At 67.8% G+C, this 17,701-nt stretch carries 17 protein-coding genes and 1 tRNA gene; 12 read left to right on the forward strand and 6 right to left on the reverse strand.

From position 1 onward, the window contains the following. Positions 1 to 18: 18 nt before the first annotated feature. Positions 19 to 103: transfer RNA gene (locus tag QOZ99_RS07575), tRNA-Leu, on the reverse strand. Positions 104 to 302: 199 nt separating this feature from the next. Here QOZ99_RS07575 and lipB point away from each other — a divergent pair. Further along, positions 303 to 1,076, forward strand: coding sequence for a lipoyl(octanoyl) transferase LipB (gene lipB / locus QOZ99_RS07580; protein ID WP_306889372.1), 774 nt, complete (start codon positions 303 to 305; stop codon positions 1,074 to 1,076). Positions 1,077 to 1,165: 89 nt separating this feature from the next. Here the strand turns inward: lipB and QOZ99_RS07585 are convergent, their stop codons facing one another. Further along, positions 1,166 to 1,456 carry an acylphosphatase gene (locus QOZ99_RS07585; protein ID WP_306889373.1) on the reverse strand — a complete coding sequence of 97 codons (291 nt, stop codon included), beginning with the start codon at positions 1,454 to 1,456 and terminating at the stop codon, positions 1,166 to 1,168. Between the two features lie 154 nt (positions 1,457 to 1,610). Here QOZ99_RS07585 and mgtE point away from each other — a divergent pair, with 154 nt between their 5' ends. The 3 genes from mgtE (at position 1,611) to QOZ99_RS07600 (ending at position 6,284) form a co-directional block, all read left to right on the forward strand. After that, positions 1,611 to 3,014, forward strand: a complete 1,404-nt coding sequence (mgtE, locus tag QOZ99_RS07590) for a magnesium transporter (protein WP_306889374.1) — start codon at positions 1,611 to 1,613, stop codon at positions 3,012 to 3,014. A 159-nt stretch (positions 3,015 to 3,173) separates the two neighbouring features. Continuing rightward, the gene (locus QOZ99_RS07595; protein ID WP_306889375.1) at positions 3,174 to 5,480 is read left to right on the forward strand and encodes a putative bifunctional diguanylate cyclase/phosphodiesterase; all 2,307 of its coding nucleotides are present in this window, start codon (positions 3,174 to 3,176) and stop codon (positions 5,478 to 5,480) included. A gap of 12 nt (positions 5,481 to 5,492) precedes the next feature. Continuing rightward, a complete protein-coding gene (locus tag QOZ99_RS07600; RefSeq protein ID WP_306889376.1) occupies positions 5,493 to 6,284 on the forward strand; it encodes a YdcF family protein in 792 nt (263 codons plus the stop codon). A gap of 2 nt (positions 6,285 to 6,286) precedes the next feature. Here the strand turns inward: QOZ99_RS07600 and QOZ99_RS07605 are convergent, their stop codons facing one another. Continuing rightward, on the reverse strand, positions 6,287 to 6,622 hold the full coding sequence (locus QOZ99_RS07605) for a DUF3253 domain-containing protein (protein ID WP_306889377.1): 336 nt from the start codon (positions 6,620 to 6,622) through the stop codon (positions 6,287 to 6,289). After that, positions 6,622 to 7,350 (reverse strand): DUF599 domain-containing protein, encoded by a 729-nt coding sequence (locus QOZ99_RS07610; protein WP_306889378.1) that lies wholly within the window; start codon positions 7,348 to 7,350, stop codon positions 6,622 to 6,624. Before QOZ99_RS07610 ends, QOZ99_RS07605 begins: the two co-directional genes overlap by 1 nt. A 640-nt stretch (positions 7,351 to 7,990) precedes the next feature. Between QOZ99_RS07610 and QOZ99_RS07615 the strand changes: the two genes are divergently transcribed. The 3 genes from QOZ99_RS07615 (at position 7,991) to QOZ99_RS07625 (ending at position 9,479) form a co-directional block, all read left to right on the forward strand. Further along, a complete protein-coding gene (locus QOZ99_RS07615; RefSeq protein ID WP_306889379.1) occupies positions 7,991 to 8,677 on the forward strand; it encodes a glutathione S-transferase family protein in 687 nt (228 codons plus the stop codon). Positions 8,678 to 8,804: 127 nt separating this feature from the next. Next, complete coding sequence (locus tag QOZ99_RS07620) at positions 8,805 to 9,239, forward strand: DUF1489 family protein (protein ID WP_306889380.1); 435 nt, start codon at positions 8,805 to 8,807, stop codon at positions 9,237 to 9,239. Between the two features lie 69 nt (positions 9,240 to 9,308). Next, on the forward strand, positions 9,309 to 9,479 hold the full coding sequence (locus QOZ99_RS07625) for a hypothetical protein (protein WP_306889381.1): 171 nt from the start codon (positions 9,309 to 9,311) through the stop codon (positions 9,477 to 9,479). A 19-nt stretch (positions 9,480 to 9,498) separates the two neighbouring features. Here the strand turns inward: QOZ99_RS07625 and panC are convergent, their stop codons facing one another. Then, a complete protein-coding gene (panC, locus tag QOZ99_RS07630; RefSeq protein ID WP_306889382.1) occupies positions 9,499 to 10,359 on the reverse strand; it encodes a pantoate--beta-alanine ligase in 861 nt (286 codons plus the stop codon). 255 nt (positions 10,360 to 10,614) lie between these two features. On the opposite strand from panC, the gene QOZ99_RS07635 reads away from it, so the two are divergent. Further along, positions 10,615 to 11,331, forward strand: a complete 717-nt coding sequence (locus QOZ99_RS07635; RefSeq protein ID WP_306889383.1) for a VWA domain-containing protein — start codon at positions 10,615 to 10,617, stop codon at positions 11,329 to 11,331. Next, entirely contained in the window at positions 11,328 to 12,026 is a 699-nt protein-coding gene (locus QOZ99_RS07640; protein WP_306889384.1) for a DnaJ domain-containing protein, read from the forward strand. The genes QOZ99_RS07635 and QOZ99_RS07640 overlap by 4 nt, the downstream gene beginning before the upstream one ends. Positions 12,027 to 12,035: 9 nt before the next feature. On the opposite strand, the gene QOZ99_RS07645 is transcribed toward QOZ99_RS07640, so the two are convergent. Then, positions 12,036 to 13,748 (reverse strand): serine hydrolase, encoded by a 1,713-nt coding sequence (locus tag QOZ99_RS07645; RefSeq protein WP_306889385.1) that lies wholly within the window; start codon positions 13,746 to 13,748, stop codon positions 12,036 to 12,038. A 377-nt stretch (positions 13,749 to 14,125) separates the two neighbouring features. On the opposite strand from QOZ99_RS07645, the gene QOZ99_RS07650 reads away from it, so the two are divergent. From QOZ99_RS07650 to clpA, 3 genes are all read left to right on the forward strand, one after another. Further along, positions 14,126 to 14,464 (forward strand): phasin family protein, encoded by a 339-nt coding sequence (locus tag QOZ99_RS07650; RefSeq protein WP_183189323.1) that lies wholly within the window; start codon positions 14,126 to 14,128, stop codon positions 14,462 to 14,464. Between the two features lie 408 nt (positions 14,465 to 14,872). After that, the gene (clpS, locus tag QOZ99_RS07655; RefSeq protein ID WP_306889678.1) at positions 14,873 to 15,205 is read left to right on the forward strand and encodes an ATP-dependent Clp protease adapter ClpS; all 333 of its coding nucleotides are present in this window, start codon (positions 14,873 to 14,875) and stop codon (positions 15,203 to 15,205) included. 31 nt (positions 15,206 to 15,236) lie between these two features. Next, the gene (gene clpA, locus QOZ99_RS07660; protein ID WP_306889386.1) at positions 15,237 to 17,681 is read left to right on the forward strand and encodes an ATP-dependent Clp protease ATP-binding subunit ClpA; all 2,445 of its coding nucleotides are present in this window, start codon (positions 15,237 to 15,239) and stop codon (positions 17,679 to 17,681) included. Positions 17,682 to 17,701: the final 20 nt, after the last annotated feature.

Genomic DNA, 17,701 nt, shown 5'->3' on the forward strand with positions numbered 1-17,701 from the left:
CAATGCACCAAGAAAGGTTGGTGCGGTCGAGAGGACTCGAACCTCCACGGTGTTACCCACTGCCACCTCAAGGCAGCGCGTCTACCAATTCCGCCACGACCGCATCTTCCCCCATCGAACCGCCGAAGCCTGAGGCCGTTGGCAGCCCGTCCGGGCGGGGCATCGTCTAACAGATCAAATCAGGGTCCACAAGGGCCGCCCGGGTCCTGTCCCGGCCTGTGGATAGCTCGGGCGCGCCGTGCCGGTGGGCGGGACAGCACGCGGGGCAGACAGATGCCACGGCGATGATTATCTGTGGGAGCATGAAGGACGATGCAAACGAGAGTGCCGAACAGGGCCTGACGAAGCGGCAGCTGCCGCGCCAGCTGCCGCGCCAACCGCCGCGCAACGAACTGGCGGCGCTGCTGCGGCCCGCGCCGGGCAGCGCGCCGGTGCGCTGGCGCGTGGCCGGGCAACCCGTCGGCTATCCCGAGGCGCTGGCGGAGATGGACCGGATGGCCGAGGCGATCGCGAGCGGCCGCGCCGACGAGACCGTGTGGCTGCTGGAACATCCCCCGCTCTACACGGCGGGTACCAGCGCGCAGGCGCAGGATCTGGTCGAGCCCGACCGATTCCCCATTTTCCAGACCGGCCGGGGCGGGCAGTTCACCTATCACGGGCCGGGCCAGCGCGTGGCCTATGTGATGCTGGATCTCAAGCGCCGCACGCCGGATGTGCGCCGCTATGTGGCGGCGCTGGAGGAATGGCTGATCGCTGCGCTCGCCGCGTTCAATGTTCGCGGCGAGCGGCGGGAGGATCGTGTCGGCGTGTGGGTGCGCCATCCCACCAAGGCCGGGGAGGGCGAGGACAAGATCGCCGCCATCGGCATCCGCGTGCGTCGCTGGGTGACGATGCACGGCATCTCGCTCAATGTGGAGCCCGATCTCGGCCATTTCGACGGCATCGTGCCCTGCGGCGTGCGCGAGCATGGCGTGACCAGCCTGGTCGACCTCGGCCTGCCGGTGACGATGGAGGATGCCGACATCGCCCTGCGCCGCGCCTTCGAGGACGTGTTCGGCCCGACGGTCGACGATTAGAGCCTTTTCCAGCGAAGTGGATGCCGGTTCGCGTCAAGAAAAGGCGTACGGACAAGATCTAGCGCGCGTCCGTGAAACACGGAAGCGCTCTAGGCGGTCGGCAGCACCGTGACGCCGGCGAGGAGGGCGATGTCGCTCTCGCCCGCGGCGAGGATCTCGATCTCGAAGACCCGGGCGGCGGACGGACCCTGCCGGCAGGCGGCGACCAGATCCCCGAGGGTCGCGGTATCCGCGGCGACCAGCGCCTCGACGCTGCCGTCACGGCGATTGCGCACCCAACCCGTGAGGCCGCGCCGCTCCGCCTCCCGCGCGAACCACGCGCGGTATCCCACCCCCTGCACGCGGCCGGAAATGATCAGACGCGCGTATTCCCCTGCCATCCTGCCCTCGTCCTGTTGCCCGCGAAGCACGACGGCGCGGGCACGACGGCGCCTGCGGGCCGTTCGAATTGCCTTCCCCCGCGTCGCTTCCTAAGAACGGCTCCAGCCATTCGAATCTCGATCTCCGTCAGAAACCTGTCAACCGGAGTGCGGCATGCGCGAAGAGAACGACGCCGCCCGATCCGCGCATGTGGGACGCGAGGGGGAGCATGACATTGACCGCATCGAGGCGCCAGGCTTCGTGGAAGCGGTGGTCGGCGCCATCGAGGCGGGTGAGCGCGACATTCTGCGCAGCCTCATCGCCGACCTGCACGAGAGCGACCTCGGCCGGCTGATCGAGGCGCTGCCGCCGCCCGACCGGCCGCGCATGATCGAACTGCTCGGCGCCGATTTCGACTTCACCGCGCTGACCGAACTGGACGAGACCACCCGCGTCCGCATTCTCGAGGAATTGTCGACCCAGACCGTCGTCGAGGGCATGCGCGACCTCGATTCGGACGACGCGGTCTATATTCTGGAAGACCTCGGCGACGCCGAGAAGCAGGAGATTCTCGCCGGCCTGTCGGTGCCCGAGCGGGCCGCCCTGCAGCGCAGCCTCGACTACCCCGAAGAGAGCGCCGGCCGGCGCATGCAGACCGAGTTCATCGCCCTGCCGCCGTTCTGGACGGTGGGTCAGGCGCTGGACTATATCGGCGAGACCGAGGGGCTGCCCGAGGTTTTCTTCGAGGTCTTCATCGTCGATCCGACGTTCCGCCTCAGCGGCTCGGTGCCGCTCGACCGGCTGCTGCGCACCAAGCGCGGCACCAAGCTCGGCGAGGTGGTCACGCCCGACCGTCACGTGGTCAACGTGCTGGACGACCAGGAGGACGTGGCGCGGATCTTCGAGCGCTACAACCTGATCTCCGCCCCGGTGGTGGACGCGGCCGGGCGCATCGTCGGCGTGCTCACGGTCGACGACATCGTCGACGTGATCCAGGAGGAGGCGGACGAGGACCTCAAGGCGCTCGGCGGCGTGGCGGGCGACGAAGAACTGTCGGACAGCTTCTGGTACATCGCCAAGAGCCGCTTCGCCTGGCTGCTGCTGAACCTGATCGCCGCCAATCTCGCCTCCTTCGTCATCGCCCTGTTCGAGAATGAGCTTCAGCGCATGGTGGCGCTGGCCGTGCTCATGCCCATTGTGGCCAGCCAGGGCGGCAATGCCGGCACGCAGACCATGACGGTCGCGGTGCGCGCGCTCGCCACCCGCGAACTGAAGCCGAGCAATGCGCGGCGCATCGTCGCGCGCGAACTGCTGGTGGGCCTGTTCAACGGCGTGGTGTTCGCGGTGATCATGGCGGCGGTGGTGTTCGCCCGCTTCGGCGTCATGGATCTCGGTTTCGTCATCGGCCTCGCCATGATCATCAATCTGGTCGCGGCGGCTCTGGGCGGTATCTTGATCCCGCTGACGCTTGACCGGCTGAAGGTCGATCCGGCGGTATCCTCGGGCCCCTTCGTGACGACGATTACGGACGTGGTCGGCTTCTTCGCCTTCCTCGGCATCGCCTCGCTGTGGTTCTAGCGGCGCGCCGTCCTAGCGCGCCGCCCTGGCGCGCGGGGCGCAATGGGAGGCGTGGACGGGCGGCGACGACAGGTAGACGGCGCAGTCCAAGATTGATTTACTTGAAGCTATATGTGGGGATCTCGCTAGAGTGGCCGGCGAATCCATGGAGGCAAAGGGATGAGGGCGCCGACCGGTCGTCTTCCCGATTTCCCGCCTCACGACACCCCGTCGGCCGGCATACGCGGGAACGAGGCGTCGCCCAAGAGCGACCGGACCATTCTGGCCGTCGCCATGGTCATCGCGGCGGCGATCGCGGCCATGGTCGCCTTCTCGCTGATCGCGGCCGAGCGGGTCGATGCCGCGTCCCGCGCGCGCTGGGCCGAATTGATGCTGGATTCGCTTCAGCGGCGCGCCGGCGACATGGAGCGCGACCTCGCGAGCTTCGCGCATTGGGATGAGTCGGTGCTGCGCACCGCCTATTTCCTCGACACCGAGTGGGTTCACGAGAATTTCGGCCAGTGGCTGCACGAGACGCAGGGGCACGACCGCTCCTATGTCGTGCTGGAAGGCGGGCTCGGCTACGCCTCCGTCAACGGAACACTGGTGAAGGTCGAGCGCGCGCCGTTCGATTCGGAGGCCCTGATGCCGCTGGTGCGCGGGGTGCAGGCGGCCTTTCTCGACCAGGCCACGCGGCTCGCACAGGTCGCTCCGCGCAGCGCGAGCGAGAACACGCGGCCGCGCCAGGTGGAGCCTATCTTCCGGGCCGGGTATCTGCGTATCGAGGGCCGGCCGGCGCTGGTCGGGGCCATCAGCATCACCCCCGATTATGGCCGCGTGGTCTCGCCCAAGCGGGTGCCGCCGGTCGCGGTGACGGTGATCTTCCTCGATGGGGACTTCCTGCGGGACGTGGTCGCCGAACTGCATGTCACCAATCCGGCGGTGTCCGACACGCCCCCGTCGCCGGAGCGGCTGTCGGTGGCCGTGCCGTTTCACGATGGCGCCATCGCGCCCGCCTGGCTCAACTGGGAGCCGGAGAACCCCGGCGCGGCACTGCTGCGGGCGCTGCTGCCCGCCCTTCTGGGCACGGCCGTGCTGCTGCTGGTGGCGGCGGCGATCATCCTCTTCTACGCCCGTCGCGCCAATCGCGAGATTGCCGCCAGCGAGGCGCTGGCCACGCGGCTCGCCTATATCGATTCGCTGAGCGGGCTGGCCAACCGCTCCATGCTGATGCGCGCGCTCGCCGAGCGTCTTCCGCGCGTGACGCCGCAGCAACGGCTCGCCGTTCTGTTCCTCGACCTCGACGGCTTCAAGGACATCAACGACACGCTGGGCCACTATGCCGGCGATCTGCTGCTCGCCGAGATCGGCAAGCGCCTCAACACGCTCGACCTGCCGGGCATGCTGGCGGCCCGCTTCGGCGGCGACGAGTTCGTGCTGCTCGCCACGGTCGGCCCGGAAGACGACGAGGTGGCGGCGATCGGGGCGGTGGTGCTCGATGCCATCCGCCAGCCGGTATCGATTGCCGGACAGATGCTCGTGATCGGCGGATCGATCGGGGCGACGATCGCGCCCGATCACGGGACGGAGGCGAGCCAGCTGATCCGGCGCTCGGATATCGCCGTCTACCGGTCCAAGTCCGAGGGGCGCGGTGCGCTGCGGCTGTTCGTGCCCAGCATGGAACGCGAGCTGATCCGGCGCCGCGATCTCGAACTGGAGCTCAAGCGGGCGCTGGGGCACGACGAACTCACCGTCTACTACCAGCCGCAATTCTCTGTCAGCGGCGAGGTCGTGGTCGGCTTCGAGGCGCTGGTGCGCTGGATCCACCCCCTTCAGGGGCTGATTTCGCCCGGCGAGTTCATCCCGGTCGCCGAGCAGACCGGCCTCATCACCGAGCTCGACATGTGGGTGCTGCGCCGCGCCTGCGCCCAGGCGCGCGACTGGGGCGAAGTGAAGCTGGCGGTGAACCTTTCCCCGGTCGATTTCCGCTCGCACGACCTCGCGGGTTCCGTCGCCGCCATCCTGCGGGAAACTGGTTTCCCGCCGCAGCGGCTGGAGATCGAGATCACCGAGAACCTGTTGTTCGGCAACCACGCGGAAGCCTTCGCCGCGCTCTCCGCGCTGCGCAGCATGGGCATCCGCATCGCGCTCGACGATTTCGGCAGCGGCTATTCATCGCTCGGCTATATCCGCCGCTTTCGGGTCGACACGATCAAGATCGACCGCAGCTTCACGCAGAATATCAGCCAGAGCGACGACGCCGCCGCCATCATCGATTGCGTGGTGCGGCTGGCCCGCGCGCTGGCCATCACGGTCACGGCGGAGGGCGTGGAGACGCGCGACCAGCTGCGCTACCTGCAATCGGTCGGCTGTCATTATGTGCAGGGCTTCCTGCTCGCCAGCCCCGTGCCGTTCAGCAGCATCGACCGCTATCTCGAACGGGCGAAGCGGCCCGATTCCGCCCGGCACCCCCGCCTCGTCAACTGAGCGGGGACCGCGATGTTCTTTGCCGCGTCCAAGCTGCTCTGGATGGTCAGCGTGCCGTCGACGCTGCTGACCATGATCGCCCTCGCCGGGCTCCTCGTCCTCGCGCGCTGGAAGCGGGTCGGCGCCGTGCTCACGTCCATCGGGGTGATCGGGCTGGTTCTGGCCGGGCTCGGGCCGTTCGGGCGGCTTCTGACCGTGCCGCTCGAGGAGCGCTTCCCGCCCTTCGTCGACGATGGCCGCCCGGTGGACGGCGTCATCGTGCTCGGCGGCGCCGAACTGCCTGGCATCACCGCCGCGCGCGGCCAGCCGGCCTTCCAGGAATCGGCCGAACGGATGTTCGCGCTGGCCGATCTCAGCCGGCGCTATCCGCAGGCGCGCCTGCTGTTCTCGGGCGGCAGCGGCGCGCTCCTTCCGGCAGCGATGCAGGAGGCGGACGTGGTGCGGATGGCGCTGCCGCAGCTGGGCGTCGATCCCGCGCGGGTGGCGTTCGAGACGCGCTCGCGCAACACCGCGGAGAATGCGCGGTTCTCGCGCGCGCTGGCCGAGCCGAAGCCGGGCGAGCGCTGGCTGCTCGTCACCTCCGCCCTGCACATGCCGCGCGCCATGGGCTGCTTCCGCGCCGCGGGATTTCCGGTGGTCGCCTATCCCGTCGATTTCCGCACGACGGGGCAGGCGCCCGGGTGGCAGCCTTTCGATTCCGTGGCGCAGGGGCTCGATTTCTTCGATACCGCGCTGCGGCAGTGGATCGGCCTCGCGGCCTATTACTGGACCGGGCGCACCGACGCGCTGTTCCCCGCGCCGTAGGCTCAGTCGGCCGTGCCCTCGGTGTCATGGGTGCCGGCGGTATCGGAGCCGGAGGGCAGGCCGAGCCGGTACACGCCGCGCAACTCGTCCGGGTCGATCGGCTTGCCCTTGCGATAGATCACCAGCCGCCCCTCATGGGCCAGCCGCAGCGCCGCGCGCCGCACCCGCGGCAACCGGGCCTGCCAGTCCGGCCCGTCGACGAGCGCGCGGGCGACATCCTCCGGCGCGATGGACCGGCCCTTGGGGGCATTCGCGGCGAGGTGAAGGATCGCCGCCTCCGTCTCCAGATCCGGCGAGTTCGGTTCGGCGGTGGGGGCGGGCGGGTGTGTTTCGCTCATCAGCTGGCATCCGGCTCGTTGTCGCGATGAATCCCGGCATTCCGGGACATGGCCAGTGGATCGGAATCCCCGTCGTCGAGAACCCAGTGGGCATCCCGGCCGAACTGGCGGTTGGTCATGACGATGAAGATCGCGGTGGTCGCCGCCATGAACGCCCACGCGTTCACGTACCAGCCGAGATAGGCGATGGCGAAGAAGAAGGAGCGCTGTCCACGATTGAAATGGCGGCCGGCCAGCGTCGCCATGCGGGCGACCTTGAGCACATGGGCATGCGCGTGGGCGCTTCCCGCCTCGGCGGGCGGCGGCGTCGAGCCGAGCAGGATCGTGGTGTAGTTGAACAGCCGATAGGCCCACGCGAACTTGAAGAAGGCATTGGCGAAGATCAGCGTCAGGCCCAGCGTCTTCAGCTCCCAGTTGGAGCGGTTGGAGGTGACGAAGGGCAGGTCCAAGAAGATCGCCATCACCGCGTCGGCCGATTGCAGGATGGCCAGCGTGCCACCAATGGCGAGCAGCGAGGTGGAAGCGAAGAAGGCCGTCCCGTTTTGCAGCGCAGCGACGATCTGGGCGTCGACGATCCGGTTCTCCCGCGCCAGCATGCGCTGCATCCATTCGAGGCGGAACAGGTCCATGCGGCGGTTGAACGAGCGCCGTTCGGCCCATTCACCCTCCATCAAATGGTGATAGGCAGCCCACGCCACGAGGAAGGCGGCGAAGGCAAGCCCGTCCAAAGCGGTAAATCCCAACATCGCCTTACGCCACGAACCTCACATCTCGGATGAAGATCGGCGCACCGCACCGACGCTGGCCGGGCGCACCGGCAATCATGCCGGCCCGTTCCGCAGGCAGCACCTGCTCAAGGAATACCCGATTCGGCGACCGCCGCGTGTCAGGGTTGCGCGCGACGCGTGGCATTGTGACCATTTTGCGATTGCGAATAAGTTCACGTTTCATTAAATATCAATGCGTCGCGCGCTGAGACCGGAGTCGCATCCGGCGCGTGCGGAGGCCAATCAATCTAGGGATTTTCGATGAACTCCGTATCCGAGCGCTCCTGTTGGGGAGTCGCACGCTGGACTGTCATCGCCTTCCTGGCCCTTGTGGCACTGGTTTACCTGTTCGGCGGCTTTCAGGCCGTCCAGGTGGCTGCGGGCTGACCGGGCTACTTCACGACAGCCATTCAATGGATATCCATGACCGCCGCGGATCGCGGCCCGGGCACAGGTCCGGGCCGTTCTGATTCAGGCGGCCTGGCAGCGGGGCAGGTCGGTCGCGCCATCACCGCTTCTGATGGCCGGCATTTCATCTGTGCGTTTGCCTCGCGGCGTCGCCCGGTCGATCCTGCGCAACCATTCGTGTGGGAGACGGACCATGACGCTGAAGCTGGTGATCGGCAACAAGAACTATTCCTCGTGGTCGCTCCGGCCCTGGCTGGCCCTCAAGGCCTTCGACATTCCGTTCGAGGAGGCCACGGTGTCGCTCGGCGCGGCCGACTTCAAGGAGCAGGTGCGGGCGCATTCGCCGGCGGGCCGTGTGCCGGTGCTGCTGGACGGGCCGGCCGTGGTGTGGGAATCCATCGCCATCCTCGAGCATCTGGCGGAGCGGTTTCCGGGCAAGGCCGTCTGGCCGGCCGATCCGGTGGCGCGGGCGCATGCGCGCTCGCTGGCCACCGAGATGCATGGCGGGTTCGGCGCCCTGCGCTCGGTGGCGCCCATGAACCTGTGGCGGCCGATCGAGACCCGGGAACTGCCCGAGGCGGCGCTGAAGGACGTGCGGGCGCTGGAGCGCCGCTGGAGCGAGGCGCGCGCGCGTTTCGGGCAGGGTGACGGGCAAGCCGGGCCGTTCCTCTACGGCGCCTTCAGCGGGGCGGATGCGATGTATGCGCCGGTCGCCACGCGGATCCGCACCTATGGCATCGAGGTCGGCCCGGTCGCGCTCGCCTATGTCGATGCGATCCACGCGCATTCCGCCTTTGTCGAATGGAAGACGCTGGCGCTGGCGGAGAGCGAGGTGCTGCCGGAAGACGAGGTCGACTGGCCGGTGGTGAAGCGCGTATAAGGCGCGGCTGGCGGTTCGCGCCGCGACTGCTTCCCCGGAGCCTTTCCCCGCTTCATTGAATCAGGGTGAGGCTCGTGAACCGGTATCCCCTTCGCTCGAAAACGCCCTGGCCCGAAACCGTTCGAACATGCCGCTTCATCTGCTCAAGCTCTGTGTCGGTGCCGAATCGGTCCAGGACCTGGAGGAATGGATCGCCGAGAATGGCGCCGCCAGGATCGCGCGGGGCGAGCCGGCCGAACCGTTCCACACCACCCGCATGGTGCCGACGCGCAATGACGAATTGCTGGCCGGCGGCTCGCTCTACTGGGTTATCAAGGGCGAAGTCGCCTGCCGGCAGGTGCTGTCCGATATCCGGCCCTTCGTGGATGCGGATGGCATCCGCCGCTGCCGGCTGGTGCTCGATCCGGTCGTCCACCGGGTCAGCCCGCGCCCGAGCCGTCCGTTCCAGGGCTGGCGCTATCTCGCCGCCAAGGATGCGCCGCCCGACCTCGCCACCGGCGGCGAGGAGGCTCCGCTGCCGGACGAATTACGGCGCGAACTGCGCGCGCTCGGCCTGCTCTGATCCCCTTGGGGAAACTTCACACCCCCACTGGGCGTTGTCCCTCCGAAGCCACAGCAACGGAGCGAACGGATGACCCAGGATACGGATGATCGCCGCGTGGTCGAGGACGGCGAGGTCGTTGTCAAGGCGCGGCCGGAAGAGCGGCAGGCGGTTGAGGTGCGACCGATGCGCTACGTGCTCGGCATCAGCCTCGTGCTCGTCATCCTCGGCATGGCGGTCAGCTATTTCGGCGTGGTCTGACCCGAGCAAACCGCCGCATTCAGTCGACGCCGATATTGTCGATGAGGCGCGTCGCGCCGATCCGCGCGGCCACCAGCAGCCGGATCGGCCCTTCCTCGCGCGCGGCGATCGGGGCGAGGCTGCGAGCGTGGCGCGCCTCCAGATAGTCGAGCGCGAAGCCGGCGGCGCTCACCTGCGCCCGCGCGGTCGCCACCGCCTCCGCAATATCGCCGCCGGCCCGTATCGCCGCCGCCGCGCCCTGCAGCGCGCGATGCAGGGCCGGCGCGGCGGCGCGGTCTGCCGCGCTCAGATAGACATTGCGGGAGGAGAGGGCGAGGCCATCCGGCTCACGTACCGTCGGCACGCCGACAATCTCCACCGGCAGGTCGAGGTCCCGCGCCATGCGGGCGATCACCTGCAGCTGCTGGTAATCCTTCTCGCCGAACAGGGCGACGTCCGGCCCCGTCTGCAGGATGAGCTTGGCCACCACGGTGGCGACGCCGGCGAAATGGGTCGGCCGGAAATCGGTCTCCAGCCCGAGCGCGGGGCCGGCGAGCGAAATGGTGGTGGCGAAGCCCGGCGGATACATTTCTGCGACATCCGGCACGAAGGCGATGTCCACGCCCGCCGCGCCGGCCTTCTCCAGGTCCGCCGCCAGCGTGCGGGGGTAGCGACCGAGATCCTCGGTCGGGGCGAACTGCGTCGGGTTGACGAAGATGGACACGACGATCCGCTGCGCGAGTGTCCGCGCCACGTTCATCAGTTCCACATGGCCGGCGTGCAGCGCGCCCATGGTGGGCACGAGAGCCACCCGCTCGCCGCCCGCGCGCCAGGCACGCAGCTGCGCGCGCAGTTCGGCAACGGTGTGAAGGGTGCGGATGCGGGGCGAGGAGGACGGCATGATGGTTCATCCGCTGGCGGAAGGGCAGGGGCGGGAAGAGCGCGTCGTGGTCTAATGCCTTTTCGTCGCCAAGGGAATTCCCCGGCATGGGGGCGCCCGTCGCAGGCGCGCCCATGCGGCGGGCGCGCCCATTCGGGCGCGTCATGCTGCGCCGCACGCGGCGGGCCGGCGGCCTTCGCCGGTCAACCGTTCGGGAGGAGGCTGTTCGAGACGGCGAGGTCGCCGCTACACTCGCGCCGAATCCGGCGGATGATCATGACTTCAGACAAGACACGACCCACAGTTCCCCTCCCGTCCGCCACCTCGCAGGTCGCGGCCTTCCTCGCGGAGGTGCGCGCCCGCCCTCCCGCGCCGGTGGAGAGCCGCGGACGGCTCATCTTCGCGCTCGACGCCACGATGAGCCGACAGCCGACCTGGGATCTCGCCTGCGCCTTGCAGGCCGAGATGTTCGAGGAAGCGGCGGCGGTCGGCGGGCTCGACATTCAGCTGGTCTATTATCGCGGCATCGGCGAATGCCGGGCATCGCCCTGGATCGCCGATGCCTCCCGGTTCGGCGCGCTGATGGGGCGGATCGCGTGTCGCGGCGGGCGAACGCAGATCGGCCGGGTGCTCAAGCACGCCGGCGCCGAAGCCGCGCGCGGGCCGCTCGGCGCGGTGGTCTTCATCGGCGATGCCATGGAGGAGACGCTCGATCACCTCTGCGCGGAGGCCGGTCCGCTGGCCGTGCGCGGCATCCCGGTATTCCTGTTCCAGGAGGGGCATGACCCGGGCGCCGAGCGCGCCTTCCGCGAAATCGCGCGGCTGACGAAAGGGGCGTGGTGCCGGTTCGATGCCGGTGCGAGCGCGCAATTGCGGGCCCTGCTGCGGGCCGCCGCGCGCTATGCCGCGGGCGGCACGCAGGCCCTCACCGCGCTGTCCGCGTCTTCCGCCGGCGCCCGCCAGCTCCTCGCCGCGATGCGGGATTCACAATGATCAATCTTCTCATCGGCGCGGCCATCGTCGCGCTGCTCTATTATGGCCTCAAGGCCTTCGGGCGGGCGGATTCCAAGTCGCTGGCGCGCATGGGCCGCATGGTCGGGGGCGCGCTCACCCTGCTGGTGGCCGGCTTCCTCGGAATGCGCGGTCATTTCGAGACAGCGCTGCCTCTGGGCATATTCGGCCTGTCGCTGATTGGCTGGAACCTCGGCAACGCGCTGCCCTGGCAGCGGCTCAAGCCCAGCAAGGGCCGGACCTCCTCGGTCCGCACCGCCGCGCTCGACATGGTGCTCGACCATGATAGCGGGCGGCTGTCGGGCACGGTGATCAGCGGATCGCTGGCCGGCCAGTCGCTCGAAGGGTTGCCCGTGCCGGAGATTGCCCGGCTCGCCCTCGACCTCGACCCCGAGAGCCGTCAGCTACTCGAAGCATATCTTGACCGCCGGGCGCCCGGCTGGCGTGAACACGCTCAGGGCGACATGGGCGGGCGGAGCGCTCATCCGCCGCGCAGCGGCACGATGACGAAAGAGGAGGCCTACCAGATCCTGGGGCTTCAGCCGGGCGCGGGGGCGGATGACATCCGCAAGGCCCACCGATCCCTTATGAAGAAACTCCATCCCGATCAGGGCGGGTCGAACTATCTCGCTGCCCGGGTGAACGAAGCCAAGGACGTCTTGCTCGAGATACATTGATTTCACCCGTCAGTTCCGGAAGACCATGCAGCTGAAGGCGCTGCGCTTGAGGGCCTGACAGGCCTTCTGGGCGGCGGCCTGGGCGTCGAAGCCCACGAAGCGCGCACGAACGATCTTCGAGGAGCCCTTCGCGACCTGCTCCGTGTAAGGCTCGGCGCTGGCGAGCTGGCCGGACGCCTTCTCCCTGGCCTTCGCCATCTGCGCGCGCGCATCCGCCTCGCTGCCATAGGCACCGATCTGGATTCCCCATCCGCCGGCACGGGGACGGGCCGTGGTCTCGGCCGCCTCGGCCTCCTGGCGGGGAAGCTCGGTCGGACCGGCGCTGGCAAGCTTGACCTGCTTGATCGCGCGCTGGGCCGGCGCCGTCTGGGCTGTTGTCGCCGACATCGCGACGGGGCTGGAACCATCCACGCTCGAGAAGGACAGCGTGCCGAGAATGCCGGGCTGGTTGCTGAGCGTGGCGGTGGGGGCGGCCGGGCGGGCCACCGGGACGGTCTTGACCGCAACGGGGACGATCGGCTGGGCGGTGCCGACCTGCGCCGCGGGGGCGGCTTCACGCGCAACGGGGGCCGGGGCGGGGGCCGGCGTGGGGATCGAGGCCGTCGTCAGCATGTCGGTGCCGGCGGCGGAAGCCATGGCGAGGCGCGGGCTGGCGGTGGGCACCGCGATCGTGGCGGGAGCGCGGGTGGCGACGACCGGAGGGGGCAGCGGCGCGGGAACCGGAGCCGCCTCGGGCTCCTCGGCGACAGCCACCTCGGCGGCCGGCGCCTCGTCATCGGTCGACAGGGCCGGGGCGGCATTCATGCGGGCGACCATCTGCCGGCCGGCATAGGAACGGGGCAGGCTGTCGTTGAGCAGCGCCACCATCCGGTTGTCGCGCGAGCCGGCGCTGGTGCCGCCCATCACCACCGCGATGACGTAGTGGCCCTCATGCTTGACGCTGGTCAGCAGGTTGAAGCCCGAGGCTGCGGTATAGCCGGTCTTGATGCCGTCCACGCCCTCGATCCGGCCGAACATGCGGTTGTGGCTGGGAATGGTGACGCCGCGATAGACGAAGCTGCGGGTGGAGAAATACGCATAATAGCGCGGGAAGCGCTCCTGGATGGCGCGGCCGAGCGTGGCGAGGTCGCGCGCCGTCGTCACCTGTTGCGGATCGGGCAGGCCGTTCGGATTCTTGAAGGTGGTGCGCGACATGCCGAGCGAGCGGGCGCGCTGCGTCATCTGCCGCGCGAAGCTGGAGGAATCGCCGGCAATGTTCTCGGCGATGACCACGGCGACGTCATTGGCCGAGCGCGTGACCAAGGCCTGGATGGCGTCTTCGACGGAGATGGTCGAGCCCGCCTTGACGCCGAGCTTGGAAGGCTGCTGCGCCGCGGCATAGGCAGAAACGCGCAGCTGGGTGCCGAGCGTCATGCGCCGCGATTCCAGCTGCTCGAACAGCACGTAGAGCGTCATGACCTTGGTGACGGAGGCCGGGTGGCGCAGGGCGTCGGCATTGTCCTCGTGCAGGACCTTGCCGGTATTGGCGTCGATGACGATGTCGGAATATCCGCGCTTCCACACGCCGCTGGTGGCGACCGTGCGGGTCACGACCGACTTGTTGCGCGCCTGCTTCTTCTTTTTCGTCGCGGCATCGGCAACGCCCGCGCCAAGCAGCGAAACCGCCAGTAGCGCCACGCCCGCTCGCGCCAGACAAGTGCCAATGATCACCGGAACCCGCATCTATCCGTCCCGCTATTTGGTTCCGGTTCGAGCCGGAACCTGTAAATCCGGCGAAAGCCCGACACCGGGAGCGGCCTTGGCCGCCGGCCCCTTAGCCTCGAAAAGTCAAGGAACGTTGCCGGGCAATCACTACCGCAACCTTAAAAAGGATGCGGTTACGAAGTGGTAAACTGCCGGCCATCAAGCCGCTCCTTGTGGCGATAAAAAGGGCAGGTATGCCGGTGGCTCCGACGCCGCCGGGCGTCATATTGCACTGCACAAAAATCGATTGACGGAGATGCTGCGCCGCATTAGGGTTGCAATCAGGGAAACGCGATCCCGTTGGACGCGGGCGAGCAAGCCTCGGCGCCGCGTGGTGGCATCAAAGGAGCTGGATCATGATGCAGAATTTCGAAGACGTTCAGAAGCTCGGCAAGGACAACATGGAACTCGCGGTCAAGAGCTTCGGCACCGTGTCCAAGGGCGTCCAGGCGATCGCCGTCGAAGTGGCGGACTATTCCAAGAAGTCGTTCGAGGAAGGCACCGCCGTCGCTGAGAAGCTGTTCGGCGCCAAGACCATCGACAAGGCGGTCGAGATCCAGTCCACCTATTTCAAGAGCGCCTACGAGAGCTATGTCGCCCAGGCGACCAAGATCGGCGAGCTCTATGCCGATCTCGCCAAGGAAGCCTACAAGCCCTACGAAGGCGTGCTCGGCAAGCTGCCCGCCGTCAAGTGAGGCCGGTTCGCCGGCGGCGGCCCACCGAGGGCTGCCCGCAGGCTTGAGTCCCAGGCTTGAGTCCAGGGCCTGATTCCGGGCCTGGCGCCGTGCCGGCGGCTCCGTTTGATGCGGAGCAGCAGGGATGCAGCGTCGCCCGCGACATTGTGAAGGAGGCCCGGCCCGCGCCGGGCCTCTTTTCGTTTTGCCGCCCGAGGCCATCCCTGTCACCGAGATGACATGGCGGAAATGGCGAAAGCGCAGGGCGCGAGGGGCGATGGTCACCGGAATGCGACGGCGGATACGCAACGTGCCTCTGGCGCCGCCCGTCAGGCGTACATATTATACATCCCGTAACCCCGGGCATCCGTCCGGCAAGGTCCCGCCCGAATGTCTGCAACCGTGATGACCAAGCTGCCCGACACCCTGATGGCCGACGACGAGCGTCGCCGGCGCAACGACAACGCGCCGGGCACGGCGGTCATCACGCGCACCAAGCCGCAGGTGAAGCGGCCCAGCCTTTACCGGGTGCTCCTGCTCAACGACGACTACACGCCAATGGAGTTCGTCGTGCATGTGCTGGAGCACTTCTTCACCAAGAATCGGGAGGAGGCGACCCAGATCATGCTGCACGTGCATCAGCATGGCGTGGGCGAGTGCGGTGTCTACACCTATGAAGTGGCCGAAACCAAGGTCACCCAGGTGATGGACTTCGCGCGAAAGCACCAGCATCCCTTGCAGTGCGTCATGGAGAAGAAGTGACGCTCCGCGACGGCTAAACGAAGAGGTCCCGATGCCCACCTTCTCCCGCAGCCTCGAGCAGTCGCTTCACCGGGCCCTCGCGCTCGCCAACGAACGCCATCACGAATACGCCACGCTGGAGCACCTGCTGCTCTCGCTGGTCGACGATCAGGATTCCGCCGCGGTCATGCGCGCCTGCAATGTCGACACCGAGAAGCTGCGCCGCAATCTGGTCGAATATATCGACACCGAGCTCGACAATCTCGTGCAGGATAGCGGCGAGGATTCCAAGCCGACGGCCGGCTTCCAGCGCGTCATCCAGCGCGCCGTGATTCACGTCCAGTCCTCCGGGCGCGAGGAAGTCACCGGCGCCAACGTGCTGGTGGCCATTTTCGCCGAGCGGGAGAGCCACGCGGCCTATTTCCTGCAAGAGCAGGACATGACCCGCTACGATGCGGTCAACTACATCAGCCACGGCATCGCCAAGCGCGCCGGCATGTCGGAAAGTCGTCCGGTCCGCGGCGCCGAGGAGGAGACGGAGACGAAGACCGGGGAAGAGACCAAGAAGAAGGCCGACGCTCTCGACGCTTATTGCGTGAACCTCAACAAGAAGGCGCGCGAAGGCAAGATCGATCCGCTGATTGGCCGCGACAGCGAAATCCAGCGCACCATTCAGGTGCTGTGCCGTCGCTCGAAGAACAACCCGCTCTTCGTGGGCGATCCCGGCGTGGGCAAGACCGCCATCGCCGAGGGCCTTGCACGCCGCATCGTCAATGGCGAGGTCCCGGACGTGCTGAAGAAGGCGACCGTGTTCTCGCTCGACATGGGCGCGCTGCTCGCCGGAACCCGCTACCGCGGCGATTTCGAGGAGCGCCTCAAGCAGGTGGTGAAGGAGATCGAGGCCTATCCCGACGCCATCATGTTCATCGACGAGATCCATACGGTGATCGGCGCCGGCGCGACCTCGGGCGGGGCGATGGATGCCTCCAACCTGCTCAAGCCCGCGCTCGCCTCCGGGACGCTGCGCTGCATCGGCTCGACCACCTACAAGGAGTACCGCCAGTACTTCGAGAAGGACCGCGCGCTGGTGCGCCGCTTCCAGAAGATCGACGTGCCCGAGCCGACCGTGCCGGACGCGATCGAGATCCTGAAGGGCCTCAAGCCCTATTTCGAGGACTATCACCGGCTGCGCTACACCAACGAGGCCATCAAAGCGGCGGTGGAGCTTTCGGCCCGCTACATCCACGACCGCAAGCTGCCCGACAAGGCGATCGACATCATCGACGAATCGGGCGCGGCGCAGATGCTGCTGCCGGAGGCCAAGCGCAAGAAGACCATCGGCGTGAAGGAGATCGAGGCGACCATCGCCACCATCGCCCGCATCCCGCCAAAGACCGTCTCCAAGACCGACACCGAGGTTCTGGCGGCGCTGGAGACCACGCTCAAGCGCGTCGTCTACGGGCAGGACAGGGCGATCGAGGCGCTGGCCTCGGCGATCAAGCTTGCCCGCGCCGGCCTGCGCGAACCGGAGAAGCCGATCGGCTCCTACCTGTTCTCGGGCCCCACCGGCGTCGGCAAGACCGAGGTGGCCAAGCAGCTGGCCTCCTCGCTGGGTGTGGAACTCCTGCGCTTCGACATGTCGGAATATATGGAGCGGCACACCATCTCGCGGCTGATCGGCGCCCCTCCGGGCTATGTCGGCTTCGACCAGGGCGGCCTGTTGACGGACGGCATCGACCAGCATCCGCATTGCGTGCTGCTGCTCGACGAGATCGAGAAGGCGCATCCCGACCTGTTCAACATCCTGCTGCAGGTGATGGACCACGGGAAGCTGACCGACCATAACGGCAAGCAGGTGGATTTCCGCAACGTCATCCTCATCATGACGACCAATGCGGGCGCGGCTGATCTGTCGAAGTCGGCCTTCGGCTTCACGCGTACCAAGCGCGAGGGCGACGACGTGGAGGCGATCAACCGCCTGTTCGCGCCGGAGTTCCGCAACCGCCTCGACGCGACCATTACCTTCGCGCATCTCAACAACGAGGTGATCGCGCTGGTGGTGGAGAAGTTCGTGCTCCAGCTGGAAGCCCAGCTCGCCGACCGCAACGTCACGATCGAGCTTTCCGACGCGGCCACCGCCTGGCTGGTGGAGCGCGGCTACGACCAGCAGATGGGTGCGCGGCCGATGGGCCGGGTGATCCAGGAGCACATCAAGAAGGCGCTCGCCGACGAAGTACTGTTCGGCAAGCTGCGCACTGGCGGGCATGTCCGCGTGGTCGTGAAGACCGACGAGGAAGGCGCCACCACGCTCGGCTTCGAGTTCCCGGAAGGGCCGATCACGCCCAAGCCCGAGAAGATCGAGCCGGTCAAGGCCAAGCGCGCGCCGCGTCGGCGCAGCACGGGCGCGGCCAAGGTGAAGAAGCCGGGCGAGGGTGCAGGCCCCGCGCCTGGGCCCAGCGGCTCGAAGGTGCCGAAGGTTCCGCTCGTCAAGGCGTGACAAGCCGGGCGGTGCCATTC

This window comes from Ancylobacter amanitiformis (genome assembly GCF_030814815.1).
Taxonomy (GTDB): domain Bacteria; phylum Pseudomonadota; class Alphaproteobacteria; order Rhizobiales; family Xanthobacteraceae; genus Ancylobacter; species Ancylobacter amanitiformis.